This is a genomic window from Pseudomonas sp. UBA6276, from assembly GCF_002438365.1.
GTDB classification, from domain to species: Bacteria; Pseudomonadota; Gammaproteobacteria; order Pseudomonadales; family Pseudomonadaceae; genus Aquipseudomonas; species Aquipseudomonas coleopterorum.
Map to the genome: position 1 here is coordinate 19,170 of NZ_DJUS01000007.1, position 15,072 is coordinate 34,241.

At 62.6% G+C, this 15,072-nt stretch carries 12 protein-coding genes and 1 pseudogene; 5 read left to right on the forward strand and 8 right to left on the reverse strand.

Features of this window, described 5'->3' with window-relative positions; translation table 11 throughout:
• Nucleotides 1-35 precede the first annotated feature (35 nt).
• The gene (locus tag B2V21_RS01145) at nucleotides 36-1,334 is read right to left on the reverse strand and encodes a CitMHS family transporter (RefSeq protein ID WP_286915775.1); all 1,299 of its coding nucleotides are present in this window, start codon (nucleotides 1,332-1,334) and stop codon (nucleotides 36-38) included.
• 259 nt (nucleotides 1,335-1,593) lie between these two features.
• On the opposite strand from B2V21_RS01145, the gene B2V21_RS01150 reads away from it, so the two are divergent.
• On the forward strand, nucleotides 1,594-2,484 hold the full coding sequence (locus tag B2V21_RS01150; RefSeq protein ID WP_286915776.1) for a LysR family transcriptional regulator: 891 nt from the start codon (nucleotides 1,594-1,596) through the stop codon (nucleotides 2,482-2,484).
• A 41-nt stretch (nucleotides 2,485-2,525) separates the two neighbouring features.
• Here B2V21_RS01150 and B2V21_RS01155 read toward each other — a convergent pair whose 3' ends face one another.
• The 4 genes from B2V21_RS01155 to B2V21_RS01170 form a co-directional block, all read right to left on the reverse strand.
• The gene (locus B2V21_RS01155) at nucleotides 2,526-3,407 is read right to left on the reverse strand and encodes an alpha/beta fold hydrolase (RefSeq protein WP_286915872.1); all 882 of its coding nucleotides are present in this window, start codon (nucleotides 3,405-3,407) and stop codon (nucleotides 2,526-2,528) included.
• Between the two features lie 111 nt (nucleotides 3,408-3,518).
• Nucleotides 3,519-4,310, reverse strand: coding sequence for a phosphate/phosphite/phosphonate ABC transporter substrate-binding protein (locus tag B2V21_RS01160; RefSeq protein WP_286915777.1), 792 nt, complete (start codon nucleotides 4,308-4,310; stop codon nucleotides 3,519-3,521).
• A gap of 2 nt (nucleotides 4,311-4,312) precedes the next feature.
• Nucleotides 4,313-5,257, reverse strand: a complete 945-nt coding sequence (locus tag B2V21_RS01165) for a fatty acid desaturase (RefSeq protein WP_286915778.1) — start codon at nucleotides 5,255-5,257, stop codon at nucleotides 4,313-4,315.
• 131 nt (nucleotides 5,258-5,388) lie between these two features.
• Entirely contained in the window at nucleotides 5,389-5,613 is a 225-nt protein-coding gene (locus B2V21_RS01170; RefSeq protein WP_156463136.1) for a hypothetical protein, read from the reverse strand.
• Between the two features lie 224 nt (nucleotides 5,614-5,837).
• Here B2V21_RS01170 and B2V21_RS01175 point away from each other — a divergent pair, with 224 nt between their 5' ends.
• Nucleotides 5,838-6,860 carry an aldo/keto reductase gene (locus B2V21_RS01175; protein WP_286915779.1) on the forward strand — a complete coding sequence of 341 codons (1,023 nt, stop codon included), beginning with the start codon at nucleotides 5,838-5,840 and terminating at the stop codon, nucleotides 6,858-6,860.
• Here B2V21_RS01175 and B2V21_RS01180 read toward each other — a convergent pair.
• Nucleotides 6,851-8,443: a putative bifunctional diguanylate cyclase/phosphodiesterase gene (locus tag B2V21_RS01180; protein ID WP_286915780.1), complete on the reverse strand. Its 1,593-nt coding sequence runs from the start codon at nucleotides 8,441-8,443 to the stop codon at nucleotides 6,851-6,853. The two genes, B2V21_RS01175 and B2V21_RS01180, sit on opposite strands and share 10 nt — an antisense overlap.
• 251 nt (nucleotides 8,444-8,694) lie before the next feature.
• On the opposite strand from B2V21_RS01180, the pseudogene B2V21_RS21510 reads away from it, so the two are divergent.
• From B2V21_RS21510 to B2V21_RS01190, 3 genes and pseudogenes are all read left to right on the forward strand, one after another.
• Nucleotides 8,695-9,477 (forward strand): annotated as a pseudogene (locus B2V21_RS21510) (MCP four helix bundle domain-containing protein); the annotation flags it as partial.
• On the forward strand, nucleotides 9,472-10,335 hold the full coding sequence (locus tag B2V21_RS21515; protein WP_376787094.1) for a methyl-accepting chemotaxis protein: 864 nt from the start codon (nucleotides 9,472-9,474) through the stop codon (nucleotides 10,333-10,335). The pseudogene B2V21_RS21510 and the gene B2V21_RS21515, both read left to right, overlap by 6 nt.
• 134 nt (nucleotides 10,336-10,469) lie before the next feature.
• Nucleotides 10,470-12,554: a TonB-dependent siderophore receptor gene (locus B2V21_RS01190; RefSeq protein WP_376787093.1), complete on the forward strand. Its 2,085-nt coding sequence runs from the start codon at nucleotides 10,470-10,472 to the stop codon at nucleotides 12,552-12,554.
• A 21-nt stretch (nucleotides 12,555-12,575) separates the two neighbouring features.
• Here the strand turns inward: B2V21_RS01190 and B2V21_RS01195 are convergent, their stop codons facing one another.
• Complete coding sequence (locus B2V21_RS01195) at nucleotides 12,576-13,817, reverse strand: arsenic transporter (protein ID WP_286915782.1); 1,242 nt, start codon at nucleotides 13,815-13,817, stop codon at nucleotides 12,576-12,578.
• Complete coding sequence (locus tag B2V21_RS01200; RefSeq protein WP_286915783.1) at nucleotides 13,799-15,049, reverse strand: MFS transporter; 1,251 nt, start codon at nucleotides 15,047-15,049, stop codon at nucleotides 13,799-13,801. The genes B2V21_RS01195 and B2V21_RS01200 overlap by 19 nt, the downstream gene beginning before the upstream one ends.
• Nucleotides 15,050-15,072 lie beyond the last annotated feature (23 nt).

The window sequence follows — 15,072 nt, forward strand, 5'->3', positions numbered from 1 at the left end:
GGGATGGAGTCAAAATTCGCCACCTAGAGCGGGATCTACCTGGAGACGGAAATCGCCCCGGTCAGAACGGCAAAAGTCATGTAGGCCAGCGATGCCAGCAGCACCCATTTCCAGGCAAATTTCTGGAAGTCGCCCAGGTCTGCCTTGATGATGCCGAGCAAGGCCCACAAGGGTGCCGATGCCGGACCTATCGAATGAGCCATCTGGCCGATGACGGCGGCGCGCGCGATCTCCATGGCGGGGATGTCGTAGCGCGCGGCCATTTCCGCCAGTACCGGCACGATGCCAAAGAAGTACGCGTCGTTGGCCATGAAGAAGCTGAGGGGGATGCCGATCAACGCGGTGGCCAGAGGGATCAACGAGCCGAGGTGGCTGGGCAGACCGCCCACGAAGGCTTCGGCCATCGCCGTGGTCATGCCGGTTTGAGTCAAGATCCCCGTGAAGACCCCTGCCCCTAACACCAGCATCACCACAGGCACGGCACTTGCTGCATGCCGCTGAATGACAGCGCCTTGGTCGGCAGCACGCGGCACATTGACGAACAGTGCGATGACGAAACCGGCGATGAACAACACCATGAGGTTGGCTATACCCCAGACCAGGCACAGCAGCAGCAGGACGGTGAGAGCAGCGTTCAATGCCGTTCGCCAGTTGGCGGCGTGCTCGACCTCGCAGCTCTCGGCAATGATCTGCGCGGAAACCTGCGCAATGTGCTGCGGATCGATTGTTTTGCGCGCTTTGCGCCCCAGCACGTAGGCAATGAGGCAGACAAAGGCGCAGGACAGGATCATCGGGCCGAGCATGGCCGCGAAGTACTCGCTGGCGTCCAGGTGCAGGATGCTGACAGCCCGTGTTGCAGCACCGCCCCAGGGGGTCGTTCCGGACACAGTACCCAGCGCCATGGTGGCGATGGTCGCGATGATCAAGGGGTTGATGTGAAGCCTCTTGTACAGTGGCAGGAAAGCCGAACAGATGATCATGTAGCTGGTGGTTCCGTCGCCATCCAGGGCGACCAGGCAGGCGAGGACGGCGGTGCCCACGCAGATATTGACTGGATCGCCTTTGGACACGCGGATGATCAGTCGCGATAGCGGGTCGAACAAACGCGCATCCATCATCAAGCCGAAATACAGCACGGCGAACAACAGCAACACGGCAGTGGGTGCTACCGTCTTGATGCCGGCGGCGATCATTTCGCCAAGCTCTGCGCCCTGGCCGGTGAACAGCAGGAAAAATGCGGGTACGACAATGATCGCGACGAAGGCCGTCATCCATTTGCGGATGACGCACAGCATGAACACACCCAAGGTGGCAAAACCGAGGAGAGCCAACATGTCGGTGCTCCTCAGCAGAGATCGAATGGGACAAGAACAGTAAAGGGGGCGGGCGGATGGGCCTGGCAGTGATCTGTTTTCGGGGCCAGATTGGGTCGTAGGTTCATGAGCGGTGCCTTTTGTTTTTATTGTGTCTGGGGAGTACTGCTGCCGCGGATTGCAGCGCTTGATAAAAAGATATCAACGGCAGATCATTAAGCCTAACGACAAATACTAAACATTGATTGAAGGCTGGCTTAACAGCCAGCAGGCTTATTCCATGAAGCTCGATATCGAAAAACTCAGAGTAGTGGCACAAGTCGGCAGAGTCGGCTCGATGACCGCTGCCGCGCGCAGCTTGCACCTGACCCCCTCGGCGGTGTCTCAAACGGTACAGCGCGTGGAAAGCGTGATCGGGCTGCCATTGTTCGAGCGTCGACCCCATGGCATGGCGCTTACCGATGCCGGGGAGCGGGTCATGCGCCGGGTCAACCTGATCGAGGCACAGATGGCGCAGCTCGAGACGGAACTGCGCAGTGTCGCCGAAGGCCGCGCGGGCCACCTGTCACTGGGGGTATTTCCGACGCTTGGATCTTCATTGTTGCCGCGCATTGTCATGGACTTCAGGGCGCGGCATCCGACTATCACTCTGGATGTGCGCAGCACGCGCTTAGTGGCGCTGCGTCAACTCATCGGCGTGGGTGAGCTCGATCTGGCCATTACCTGGACCTACCCGTGGCTGAACGAACCCGGGTCGACCCTGCAGTTGCGCACAGACCCTACAGTGGTGCTTTTGCCAGCCGGGCATGCCATGGCGCAGGAGGCAGGACCTCTGAACCTGGCCGAACTCGCCAAGGAGGCCTGGGTATGCCGATCCGATGGTCATGAAATCACCGAGCTGCTGCACCGCGCCGCTGCCCAGTGCAAGTTCACGCCGCGCATCGCCCTGTTGGCCAACGACTATCAGGAAACCCAGGCAATGGTCGCTGCAGGATTGGGGGTGGCGCTGGCACCGAAACTGTCCACTACAACCTGCAGGGCAGACATTGTCGTTCGCGATCTGGATGATTCCGTGCCGTCTCGGCAATTGCATCTGGTGCAGGCACCCAACCGAAGCAGCCCGGCGGTCGAGCCTATGATCGAGCTGCTGCGCACGCTCTTGAGTGAATAGGCACTCGACGCCAATCGATGGGCGACACGATGGTCAGGGCCTCACGGCCCCACCAGACTCAACACGGCCCGAGCAAATTCATCCGGTGCCTCCTGCGGGACGTTGTGGCCCACGCCTTCGAGAATCGTCCGACGAACAGGGCCGCTGAATCGTCGTAGCGCCTGCTGCTCATCCTGAACCGGAGTGACACCGTCGCTGGCACCGGCCAGGATGACGGTCGGCACGGCGATGACCGGTTGCTTCGCCAGTCTCTGTTCGATGGCTGCGTACTGCGGATCGCCGTCGACCAGTCCGAAGCGGTGGCGATAGGAGTGCGTGACCACGTCGACGAAGTCGGGGGTGTGGAACGACTGCGCCGAGGCCGAAAACACCTCATCGGTGAATGCCCAGGTCGGCGACCATAGTTGCCACAGCAGCTTGCAGAAGGCATCCCGATCGGCTTCAAGCCCTGCGTAACCACGGGCGCCGTGCAGGTAGTACTGATACCACAAGCGATGCTCGGCTTCCGGGGCGGCGGGGCGGGTCGCATGGGCAATGTCCTGGATGTTGTAGCCCGGCTCGCAACTGACCAGTCCCGCGACGCGCTCGGGCCATAGGGCGGACACCACACATGCGGCGCGGCCGCCCCAGTCGTAGCCGGCAAGTACAGCCTGTGGAATGTTCAAAGCATCCAACAATGCCAGCAGGTCCGCCCCCAAGGCCGCCTGCTCACCCGAGCGAAGCGTGTTGGCAGCGATGAACTGCGTGCCGCCGTATCCGCGCAGGTAGGGGACGATGCATCGGCAACCGGCATCGGTGATCCGTTCGGCCACCGCGTCGTAGGCGCGGATGTCGTAGGGGAAGCCATGCAGCAGCACGACCGCGGGCCCTTCGGCCGGGCCGAGGTCCCGGTACGCGACGTTGAGCACGCCTGCTTGAATCATTTTCACTGGCTCATCCTCCTGTGGGTGATGAGGCTGTGACAACGGCGGAACCAGCGCATTACCGTCCTGAATAGCGTTGCAGGCACGAAGTCAGCGCCACGGCGAGGATGCTCACCACAGTTCCTGCTGGGTGATCGCCAGCCGAGCTGCCTCCCGATACCCCAGCAATATGTTGTAGTCCTTCAAGGCGGTTTCCTCGACCGTCACGATGCCCAGCACCTCAGCCACCTCGGGCAGATTGGCCAGGGCGGCGTTCATCGCCGTTCGGATCGATTCCGGCTCCGGGCCCTGAAAGCCGGTGATGAACGGCAGGGTCGGCGCATCGGCGGTACGGGCCAGCACGCGCACGCCCGCCACCTCGCTCGGAGCATGCCGAGCCAGGTAGGCGAACGTCACGCTGTCGACGGCGGCCAGGTCGGCTCGATCCAGAGCCACGTGAGCGATGCTTTGGCGGTGGCTGCCGGTCGCTTCGAGACGCTTGAAGAATCGACCGTCGCGCACATGGGCAATGAGCGCGTGGCGCAACAGGTTCATGCCGCTGTTGGAGTCAATGCTGTTGTAGGCGCCGCGGCAGTCGAAGAACTCGGGAAGGGTCTGTCGTGGGTCATCATGGCGAACGATCAACAGGCTGCAGTGCTGTCCAGCTGATGCATCGGGCAACGTGAAACAGGGTCGGCCCACCACGCGGACTTGTTTCCTGAGCTCTGTGACCAGCGGGAAACCGCAGGTTTGCGCGAGCACCAGTTGCGGATGCAGCCAGAGCTCGTGCAGGGAGCCCTGCCAGTTGTCCCGTCGTTGAATACCCAGCAACTGCAGGGTTTCTTCCAGCCAGCGCTGGTAGGCGCTCCCGACGGCGGTGGGTGCGGGGTACATCGACAGTTCGGCGATCACTTCACGACTCATGTTCAGGCGCTGGCGCTGCGCGGGTGCAGAGGGCTGTCCACAGGGCGTACCGCATAGTTGCGGAACAGTTCGCTGTAGCCATTGACCAGAAAATGCCCACTGCGTTGCAGCCAGTCGGCCCGCCGCTCGCGGTAGACCCGGGGCAGGTAGTACCAAGGCAACCCCGGCAGGTCATGATGGACCAGGTGCAGATTGAGATTGAGGAACAGCCAGCGCCACGGCCAGCCCGCTTCGTTGAGCACCGAACGCTGCTCGGGGGCATCGGCTGGGCGATGTTCGTAATAGGAGCGGACCATGGACAACGCAAGGGCAAGCACGCTGGCCAGCAGGTAGTCGATCACCGGCACGCCGTGACGGGTGATGAACCAGAACAGTACCGCCACGCACGCCAGGTGGGTCGTCCACATCAGCCAGGCCTGCCTGTCACCGCGCACCAGTCGATCGCACTGCTCTCTGGCCAGCCCGGCCAGCGCCAGCGCCGGGCCCACGCTCAGACGACCGAGCAGGGTCTTGTTCAGCCAGTGCAGCGCTCGCCCCAGCCCGGCGCTGCCCGACCAGGCCTGGGCATCGAGGTAGCGGCTTTCGGGATCGTGCTGCGGCACGGTGATGGTTTCATCGCGGTGATGGGCCAGATGGCTGTCGCGATACAGTGTGTAGGGATACCAGATGGCCAGCGGCGCGTAGCCCAGCAACTTGTTCACGGCGCGCCAGCGCGTGGGATGCCCGTGGAGCAGTTCATGCTGCAGCGACATCCACAGCGTGATAAGGGGGATCAACAGCAGCAGGGTCAGCACACGCCCGATGGAGGGGCTCAGCGTGACAATAACCCACCAGCCGCCGGTGATGCCCAACAGCAACAGCCACGTAGGCCACTCGCTGCGCGCCGTCCAGGTGGCCTGCAATTGCAGGATGGAGTGTCGGTGATGGGCATCCAGATAGTTAGGCATAAGAAGTCACGCAACTGCTGATCGTTATGGGACCGACAGTAGCACTGACGCTTATGTCTGGATAATCACCAAAGGCTCTCTAAAAAGAACTGAATGGAATAAATGATAGCTGCAAATGATAGGCGCCAGAGCTACGCGGCTTTGCCCATTCTCAATGCTGCACCTTTCAAGTCCTGGATCGACAGTGCCAGGGCACCTGCCTGGTTTTCAATCAGCAACACGTCATCGATCAGATGGTCGATGTTTCGGCTGCGCAGGAAGAGGGCGTGTCCGCTGAGCATCTGATACAGCAGCTCCAACTGGAGTGCGGCATCTTGCACGTCGGCTTGCATTTCCTTGAGGTGGGTGGCGGCCATGAGCTGCTCCATAGGCTCTATCGTTGTTTTGGCGTCCTGGCCAATCGATGAGCACGTCGTTCTGTTAGGGGTATGACCAGTCTATCGGCCATGCCTGGCTGAACTTCAATAGTATTTGTCGATGTTGGCGATAGGCTCCGAGCTTGATGGATCGCGTGGGATAGGCCAGCATCGAGGAACCGAGCCATCGCGATGGCTGTTTCCGTCAATGGAGAAATGTACCTGTGAGTGACATCAGATACCGACGCCTGGGCCGTCATGGTCTTCAGGTTTCCGAAATCACCCTGGGCACCATGATGTTCGGCGGCCAGACCGACGACGCCACTGCCAAGCGCATCGTCGACGACGCCTTGGAGCAGGGCATCAACGCCATCGACACGGCGAACAACTACAACGATGGCGCCTCGGAAATCACGGTAGGCAAGCTGATCGCCGGCCAGCGTTCGCGCTGGGTGCTGTCAAGCAAGTTCGTCAATCCCAACCCGGGCGTCCAGGGACCGAATGGACGCGGGGCATCGCGGCACAGTGTGGTCGAGTCGGTGGAAGGCAGCCTGCGCCGGTTGCAGACTGACTATCTGGATCTGTATTACGTGCACCGCGAAGACCCGTTCACCCCCGTGGAGGAAACGGTGCGTGCCTTGGCCGATCTGATACGTGCCGGCAAGATTCGGGGTTACGGGTTGTCGAACCACAGCAGCTGGAAGCTTGCCGAATTCTGCCGTGTGGCAGACCTGCTGAACGTCGAGCGGCCCACCGTCAGCCAGCCGTTGTACAACCTGGCCAATCGGCAGATCGAGAGCGAGCATCTGCCAGCGGCTGAGCATTACGGCATCGGTGTGGTTTCCTACAGCCCATTGGCGCGCGGCGTGCTGACCGCCAAGTACGAGCCCGGAGCCGAGCCCGGCAGCGACACGCGGGCAGGGCGCAGCGATCCGCGATTGCACCAGACCGAATGGCGTCCCGAGTCGCTCGACCTGGCCCAGCGAATCAAGGATCACGCCCAGGCGCGGGGCATCACGTCCGGGCAGTTCGCCTTGGCGTGGGTACTGAACAACCGATTGATCAGCTCGACGATTGCCGGCCCGCGTACCGAGGCGCAATGGCGGGACTATGTGCCGGCGTTGCAGTATCGGTTTACCGAGGAAGACGAGGCTTTCGTCGATGGCCTGGTCGTGGCAGGCCATAGCTCGACGCCGGGGTACACCGACCCGAGCTATCCGGTAACGGGTCGCCGCGTTCAGTTCTGAGCCACGATGCAGGCGATCGAAGGCCCATGAACGGCAGTCGCTATCGTGCTGCCTGCCTGCGGATACCCATAGAGGTAGCCCTGAGCGTAGTGGCAGCCGTTTTCCGCCAGCCATTTGGGCAGGTAGGGTTGGTGGAAATCCTCGATGCCCTCCGCCGTCACTTTCATGTTCAGGCTGCGTGCCATCCCCAGGATGGCCTCGACCATGGGCAGATGGTCGATGTTTCCGGCTTCGAAGAAGGAACGGTCGATCTTGATCTTGTCGATGGACAGCCGAGTCAGATGATACAGGCCGGAGTAGCCGATCCCGAAGTCATCCAACGCGACGCTGATGCCATGCCCGTGCAGTTTGCTGAGGTTGCGCTGGGCTGCTTCCAGGTTACCCACCAGCGCTTCTTCGGTGATCTCGACTTCGAATCGATCGAACGGGAAGTTCTCCTGTTTGAGTTGATCGAAGAGGTGATCCGGAAACAGCTCGTCGGTGATCATCGTCGCACTGACGTTCAGCGACAGATGCAGGTGGTCATCCCAGCGGCTGGCCGCTCGACAGGCTTGCCTGACCAGCGAGCGCGTCATTGCCGGAATCAGCCCCAGGCGCTCCAGGATCGGTATGAAATCCCCAGGCATGCCGGTGCTGCCATCGGGCTTGAGCCAGCGTGCAAGGACCTCGAAACCCACGACCTGCTGTGAGGGCAGGGTGACGATGGGCTGGAAGAACGGCACGATTTCTTCTCGGTCCACCGCGTGCTTGAGCGCCAGATCCAGATCGGCTTGAGCGCGCATCAGCCGCTCGTAATCGTTGTCGTAGAAATTGAACGTCGAGCGTCCGGTGTTCTTCCCCCGGTACATGGCGGTGTCTGCGCAATGCAGCAGGGACGAGGCTTCCCTGGCGTCCATCCATGAACGGGAAATGCCGATGGTCGCGCCCAAGCGCCCGCACAGGGTGGCTTCCAGTACCGGCTCGCTCAGCCAGCGCACCGTCAGCTCGGCGATTTCGCTGAGTTCGCTTTCTTCCCGACGGCCCTGGAACATCAGGCAGAATTCGTCCCCGCCCAGGCGCGCGGCCGTGCCCGCGTGGATTGCGGCAATGCCCTGCAGTCGATGAGCGATCTCCACCAACACGCTGTCTCCCGCCGAGTGACCGTGCTGATCGTTGATGGCCTTGAAGTGGTCCAGGTCGATCAGCAAGATCGCCACGGGCCGACTTTCGTCCAGCTGTTTATGCAGGACGTCCATGAATACGCGTCGATTGATCAGCCCACTGAGGGCGTCGTACTTGGCCAGGGTCTCGGTCTGCGCCTGGATGATTTGCAGGCGCCGATAGCTCGATTGCGTATTGACCACCAGGCGCTTGAGCACAACGGTGGGGAGGATCAGGGACAGCATCGAAAAGCCCGAGGCCGTCAGGACGAAGCGCCAGCGTTCGGCGTCTTCGAAATCACCGTCGTAGGGCAGGTTCAGCCAATGCATGACGGAGGCTTCGAGGTGGAATTCCCAGAGCATGGAAAGACCCACCACGGTGAGCAGACTGAGCAGCAGAAGCGTGGGCAGGCGGCACGGATTTCGGCGGTGTAGATCGGTCATGATGGCCTCGCAGGGCCAGGTGGAGGATGAAGTGATGTCAGACAGCCATTATTCCATAAGTGTTCCCGCCGCTGATCGGCATTCGTGTGCATTTGGTCGCCGGAAACCTGGCCGGGTGTGTGCGATGGGCCAAGCGACGAACGTCATTCAAGCTTCGAGGGTGCGCGCCGATAGACCGCTCATAACGCCCATGACCTTTATGCAAGGCGCCGACTCTGCGGTGCTTTCGGTCGACCTGACAGGATTTCCGTATGACGTGGCTGCGCGATGCAAAGTTATCTACCAAATTGATCGCGGCCTTCGGGTTGTGTGCGCTCATCACCCTGGGCGTTGGCCTGCTGGGCAGTCGAGGCGTCAGCCAGTTGTCGGACAGTCTCAAGCTGGTGTTCTCCAACAACCTGGTGTCGGTTTCCAAGACGGCCGAAGCCAAGAGCAAGGCGATTGCCCAGCTCAAGGATCTGTATGCGCTGATAGCCGCTCACGCGGAGAACGATGCGCAGGGTGTCAAGGACACCATCCGCCAGGCCATGACCACCAACCAGACGGACAGCGAGAAGGCCTTCGCGATCTATCGCAAGACGCCGCTGGCGGACGACGAGCGCGCCGCTGGCGACCAGATGGAACGTGACTGGCCAATCTATCAGGCGCAGATCCAGAAAGTGCTGACCGTCCTCGATTCCGGCAACGTCCAGGGAGCGCGCGCGCTGATGTCGGGCGAGATCCAGCAGGCCTATCGTACGGTCATGGACGAGTTGACCATCATGGTCGAGTCCAACAACCGGCAGATCGGCGAAGGCGCACGTGACGCCGAAGAGCAGGAACAGGCGGCAATCACCGTGCTGTACATCGGCATCGCCTTGGCATTCCTGGCTGCCCTGGCACTCGGGCTGTTCATCAGCCGCTTGATCAGCCGCCCCATCGCCACGGCAGTGGCCAGCGCCCAGTTGATCGCCAAGGGTGACCTGACCCACACCATCGGCAGCGCTGCGCGCGACGAGACCGGGCAGTTGCTGACGGCGCTGGGAGAGATGCAGGAAGGCCTCAAGGCGACCATTCACCAGATCGCTGACGCGTCGAATCAGCTCGCTTCGGCTGCGGAAGAACTGAATGCGGTCACCGAAGACGGCAGTCGCGGGCTGCTGCGCCAGAACGACGAGATTCAGCAGGCCGCCACGGCCGTTACCGAGATGACTTCGGCGGTGGAAGAAGTCGCGCGCAATGCCATTTCCACCTCCGAAGCTTCGAAGACCGCCAGCAGCCAGGCCACCGACGGCCTGGCGCAGGCGCGCAACGCCGTGGATGCGGTGAACAACGCCACGGTCGAGATCCAGTCGTCGACCACCATAGTCGAAGACCTGGCGGTACAGGTACGCGATATCGGCAAGGTGCTCGATGTGATCCGCGGGATCGCCGAGCAGACCAACCTGTTGGCCCTCAACGCGGCCATCGAAGCGGCCCGTGCCGGCGAGCAGGGACGCGGTTTTGCCGTGGTTGCCGACGAAGTCCGGGCCCTGGCGGCACGGACCCAGTCTTCGACGGGCGAGATCGAAAGCATGATCGGGGCGGTACGTTCGCGTGCGGATCAGGCCGTGGCCGCCATGGGCAAGAGTCAGGGGCTGGTGGGCGATACCCAGGTGCTGGCCAAGGCCACCGGCGAGGCGTTGCAATCCATCGCCACCGGGATCGCGCAGATCAATGACCGCAACCTGGTGATTGCTAGCGCCTGCGAAGAGCAGGCCCATGTGGCCCGTGAAGTGGACCGGAACCTGATCAACATTCAGGACCTGTCCACGCAGACCGCGGCCGGTGCCCATCAGACCAGCGCATCGACCCAGGATCTGTCGCGCCTGGCCACCTCGTTCAACGATCTGGTGAGCCGCTTCCGTCTGTAAAATGTTCGAAATGGTTTAACGGGCTCGGCAAATGATCACGGTAACCCGTACAATACAGATGGGACGCATTCGCGTCTTTCATCCAGTACGGAGTTACATGCGTGGTCAAGTCGTTGAATCGGGCCCCTTCGTGGGTGCTGTTGTGCTCAGTCCTGCCTGGCCTGGCCATTGCAGCCACAGAGTTGCCTTCCAGTGTCATCCAGGCCACCGGCGAAGCTGACGGCGCCGACAGCTACACCCAGGCCCGTGGGGAAACGGCGAGCAAGAGCGCCACGCAGAATCGCGACGAAGCGCAAACCGTCAATGCGGTCACCGCCAGGACGCTGGACGACTACCAGGTCAAGGATCTCAACGACGCCATGCGCTTCGTCAGCGGCGTCACCCAGACCAACACCCTGGGCGGCACCAAGGATGCGCTGATCAAGCGCGGCTTCGGCAGCAACGATGACAACTCCATCCTGCGCGACGGTATTCGCTCGGCCATCGGCCGCAACCTGGGCGCGACCACTGACCATGTCGAGGTGCTAAAGGGGCCGGCGTCGCTGATGTATGGCGCACTGGAACCAGGCGGGGTCATCAACGTCGTCAGCAAGCAGCCACAGTTCACCCGCAGCACGACCCTCAGCGCCTCGGGCTTCAGCGAGGGCGGCGGTTCGCTGTCGATGGACACCACCGGCCCGCTGGGTGACACCGACCTGGCCTACCGACTGGTGGCCGAGCGCAGTCATGAGGATTACTGGCGCAATTACGGAACCGACGAACATACGCTGATCGCGCCGTCGATCGCCTGGGTCGGCGAGCGCGCCAGCGCCTCGCTGGCCTACACCTACAACGACTATGCCAGTCCCTTCGATCGCGGCACCGTGTTCGTCGGCGGCCGACCGGCCGACATCAGCTACCGTGACCGCCTCGACGAGCGCTGGGCCAAGACGGTTGGCATCAGCCAGAGCACCACCGCCAAATTCGAGTACCAGTTGAGCGATGCCTGGCGCAGCCGCCTGACCTACGGCTGGACCGAGGACCGTTACAGCCTCGCCATCGCCCAGCCTAATACCCTCAACGGCAACACGCTGCGACGCATCGCCAACGGCGGCCATTACGACTATGAAAGCCGCTATACCGCGCTGGATCTGATCGGCGATCAGCAGCTGTTCGGTCAGCGCCATGAAATCGTGGTGGGCCTGGACAACGAGTCGCTGGACAAATACCGCGGCAAGACCTACCGCAACGCCAACACCGCCGCCGGCAACATCGACATCCGCAACCCCGTTTATGGCCGTCTGGCCGAACCGAGCACGGTCAGTGCGGCGCAGAGCAATGCCGAGAACAACCTGGTCACCACCTCGCTGTACTTCAAGGACAACTGGCACTTGAACGACCGCTGGATCCTGGTGTTCGGTGGCCGTCAGGCGCATTGGGACCAGTACAGCGACCAGGGTCTGGGCCGCTCGTACGCACCCGGCGCGGACTCCAATGGCGATGAATTCATTCCGTTCGGCGGGATCGTCTACCAGCCCAGCGAAACGGTGGCGCTGTATGCCAACTACAGCCGCTCCTTTGTGCCCAACGACGCCGACGACGCGGGCAACAGCTTCAAGCCGACCGAGGGTCGCAGCTATGAGGCGGGGATCAAGTACACCCCGACCGCGGCGTTGAACGTCAACCTGGCGGTCTATGACATCGAGAAGAAGAACCTGGTCAACAGCGTGCTGCAGAGCAATGGCGACAGCCTCGACGAGGCCGTCGGCAAGGCACGCTCAAGGGGTATCGAGCTGGATGTAACCGGCGAGATCGCCCAGGACTGGAGCATGATCGGCACCTACGCCTACAGCCACACCGAAGTGCTGAAGAACGCCGAAGCACCCGAGCAGGAGGGCAATCGTCTGCCCAATGCGCCGATGCACACCGCCAGCCTGTACCTGACCCACCATCTGGCCTTGCCGGCGCAGACCGGTCAATGGCATGTGGGCGCTGGTGCGCGCTACGTGGGCGAGCGGCCGGGTGACAATGCCAACAGCTTCTGGATGGACAGCTACACCCTGGCAGACGCCTTCGTACGTTGGGATCTGCCGACCCGTGGGTACGAGACGCGCCTGCAGTTGAACATCGACAACCTGTTCAACAAGGAGTATTACCCATCGACCACCGGCAGCAGCGCGTTGCAGGTGGAAGAGGGTGCGTTGCGCACGGCGCGGCTCACGGCCAGCGTAAAGTTCTGAAAGACGCCTTCCGGTTAGCCCTCACAGCAGCCACAACGCGGCGATCAGGGCCGGGGGCATGACCACGGCGCCCAGCTTGAGAAAGGCCCAGGCGCTGATTTGCACCCCTTCGCGGCGTACCGCGATCAACCACAGCAAGGTCGCCAGGGAGCCGGTGACCGACAGGTTGGGGCCCAGGTCCACGCCGACCACCAGCGCCCCGGTGACATTGGGCGGAAGATGGCCCAGCTCGTTGATGGAGCCGCTGAGCAGGCCGACCGGCAGGTTGTTGCCGATATTGCAGGCTATGGCGACCAGTATTCCAGCCCACCAATGAGCCTGTTCCGGCGCCTGCTTCGCCGCCTGCTCCAGCCAACTGGCCAGGTGTGCGGTCACGCCGGTCTGGCCGATGCCTTCCACCAGCACGAACAGCCCGGCCACCAATGGCAGCACGCCCCAGGCCACGCCCTTGCAGACCGGCCAGGGGTTGCTGCGCTTGTACAGGTGCACCACCGTAAGGGTGGCGAAGGCCGCCAGGAAGGTCGGCAAGCCCAAGGCTTCGTCCAGCGCCGATACGGTCAGCAGCACCACGGCCGTGACGCCCAGCCCGGCGGCTGTAAGCCGTGCGCCAATACTCAGGTGGGGCAGTTCTTCGATCAGTTCCAGACGCTGCTGCAAATGCCGCCGCTGGGTCAGGCGCAGGACCAGGTAGGTCATGCCGATGGCCGCCAGGGACGGCAGGCTGAACATGGCCAGCCACTCCAGCAACGGCGGCATATGCTCGCCGAATATCACCAGGTTGGCCGGGTTGGAAATCGGCAGCACGAAACTGGCGGCATTGGCGATGAATGCACAAACGAATAGATACGGCAGCGGGTTGACCTGCGCTGCCCGTGTGGCTGCATAGACGGCCGGCGTCAGTACCACGGCCGTGGCGTCGTTGGACAGAAAGATGGTCACCAGCGTGCCGACCGCAAACACCAGATCGAACAGTCGCTGCGCGCTGCCTCTTGCCTGGCGGGCGGCAACGGTCGCCAGCCAGTCAAACAATCCTTCGCGGCGGGCCAGTTCGGCCAGCAGCATCATGCCCACCAGAAACAGGTAGACATCGGTGCCCTTGAGCACCGCAGCCAGAGCCGCCGACCAGGCGATCAGACCACCGGCGACCAGCCCGACCGCTGCCGCCAGTGCCCAGACGTATTCGGGAATCCGCAGGGGTCGGGTGATGATTCCCAGGGTGGCGAGGAGGCTGACGCCCCAGATGATCAGACTGGCGTGGGGCAAGGTACGGCTTCCTCTTCGGTGTTGCGGCGCAGGGTTTCCGGCATGGCGGTGAGCAGCAGGAGGAAGGCCGCGCCGGCGACCCCGGCCAGGGTCAGAAAGGCTGCGCTGTAACCGGCTTCCTGCACGACGAAACCGGCCAGACCGTTACTCAGTGCGGCACCCAGGCCAAACGCAGTGGTCAGCGCGCCCAGGCTGACATTGAAGCGCCCGGTGCCGTGGGTGAGGTCTTTGACGACCAGTGGAAACAGTGCGCCGAACAGGCCGGCACCGATGCCGTCGAGCAGTTGCACGCCAACCAGCCAGTAAGGGTCATTGGAAAACGTATAGAGCACGCCGCGAATCGGCAGAATCAGAAAACCTGCCAGCAGCAACGGCTTGCGGCCCCATTGATCGGCCCGCGCACCCACCAGGAGGGCGGCGGGGACCATCACCAGTTGCGCGGCGACGATGCAGGCCGAGGTCAGCGGCGTGGCCATGCTCAGGTCGATCTGTGAAAGCTTCTGACTGACCAGCGGCAGCATGGCCGCATTCGCCAGGTGGAACAGCGCACAACTGACCGCGAATACCAGCAGCGCGCGGTTGCCGAGCAGCACTTTGAAACCTGAGGGTTGGTCGTGCCCGTCCTGGTGATGCGCTTCCAACCCGCGCGCGACGTCGTGATCGATGGCGTCCGCTTTCACGCAGCTCACCGCCACCACGCTCGCCAGCGCCATGGCGGCCATGAGATAGAACACCGCGACCGGTCCGAACAGGTAGGCAAAACCACCCGCGAGCAAGGCCGCGAAAGCGTTGCCGGCATGGTTGAAGGTTTCGTTGCGCCCGGTACGGCGGGTGAACGCCTTCGGGCCGGTGATGCCCAGGGAAATGGCGGCGATGGCCGGTGCGAACACCGAGCCTGCGATGGCGCCCAGTGCCTGGGTGGCGGCGACCAGACCGAACGAGGTAATGAACGGCAGGACCACGCAGCTGGCAGTGACCAGCAGGGCGGCGGCAACGACCATTGCGCGCTTGCGTCGGGTCCTGTCGATCAGCGCGCCCGCCGGTGTCTGGGTGAGCAGCGCCGCCAGACCCGCCAGGGTCATGACCAGGCCGATGCTGCCAGGATCCCATTTGTGCACGGCCAGCAGGTAGATCGCCAGATACGGCCCGAGCCCGTCACGGACATCGGCCAGGAAGAAATTCAGGCCGTCGAGAGACAGCGCGTTACGCCGCGAGGGGGCAGATGTGGCCAAGGCAGTGGTCTCGGATGAGGGCA

Bases quoted from the DNA above. Each gene is read 5' to 3' on its own strand.
- B2V21_RS01145 (WP_286915775.1), bottom strand. From the start codon at position 1,334: ATGTTGGCTCTCCTCGGTTTTGCCACCTTGGGTGTGTTCATGCTGTGC.
- B2V21_RS01150 (WP_286915776.1), top strand. From the start codon at position 1,594: ATGAAGCTCGATATCGAAAAACTCAGAGTAGTGGCACAAGTCGGCAGA.
- B2V21_RS01155 (WP_286915872.1), bottom strand. From the start codon at position 3,407: ATGATTCAAGCAGGCGTGCTCAACGTCGCGTACCGGGACCTCGGCCCG.
- B2V21_RS01160 (WP_286915777.1), bottom strand. From the start codon at position 4,310: ATGAGTCGTGAAGTGATCGCCGAACTGTCGATGTACCCCGCACCCACC.
- B2V21_RS01165 (WP_286915778.1), bottom strand. From the start codon at position 5,257: ATGCCTAACTATCTGGATGCCCATCACCGACACTCCATCCTGCAATTG.
- B2V21_RS01170 (WP_156463136.1), bottom strand. From the start codon at position 5,613: ATGGCCGCCACCCACCTCAAGGAAATGCAAGCCGACGTGCAAGATGCC.
- B2V21_RS01180 (WP_286915780.1), bottom strand. From the start codon at position 8,443: ATGACCGATCTACACCGCCGAAATCCGTGCCGCCTGCCCACGCTTCTG.
- B2V21_RS21515 (WP_376787094.1), top strand. From the start codon at position 9,472: ATGCAGGAAGGCCTCAAGGCGACCATTCACCAGATCGCTGACGCGTCG.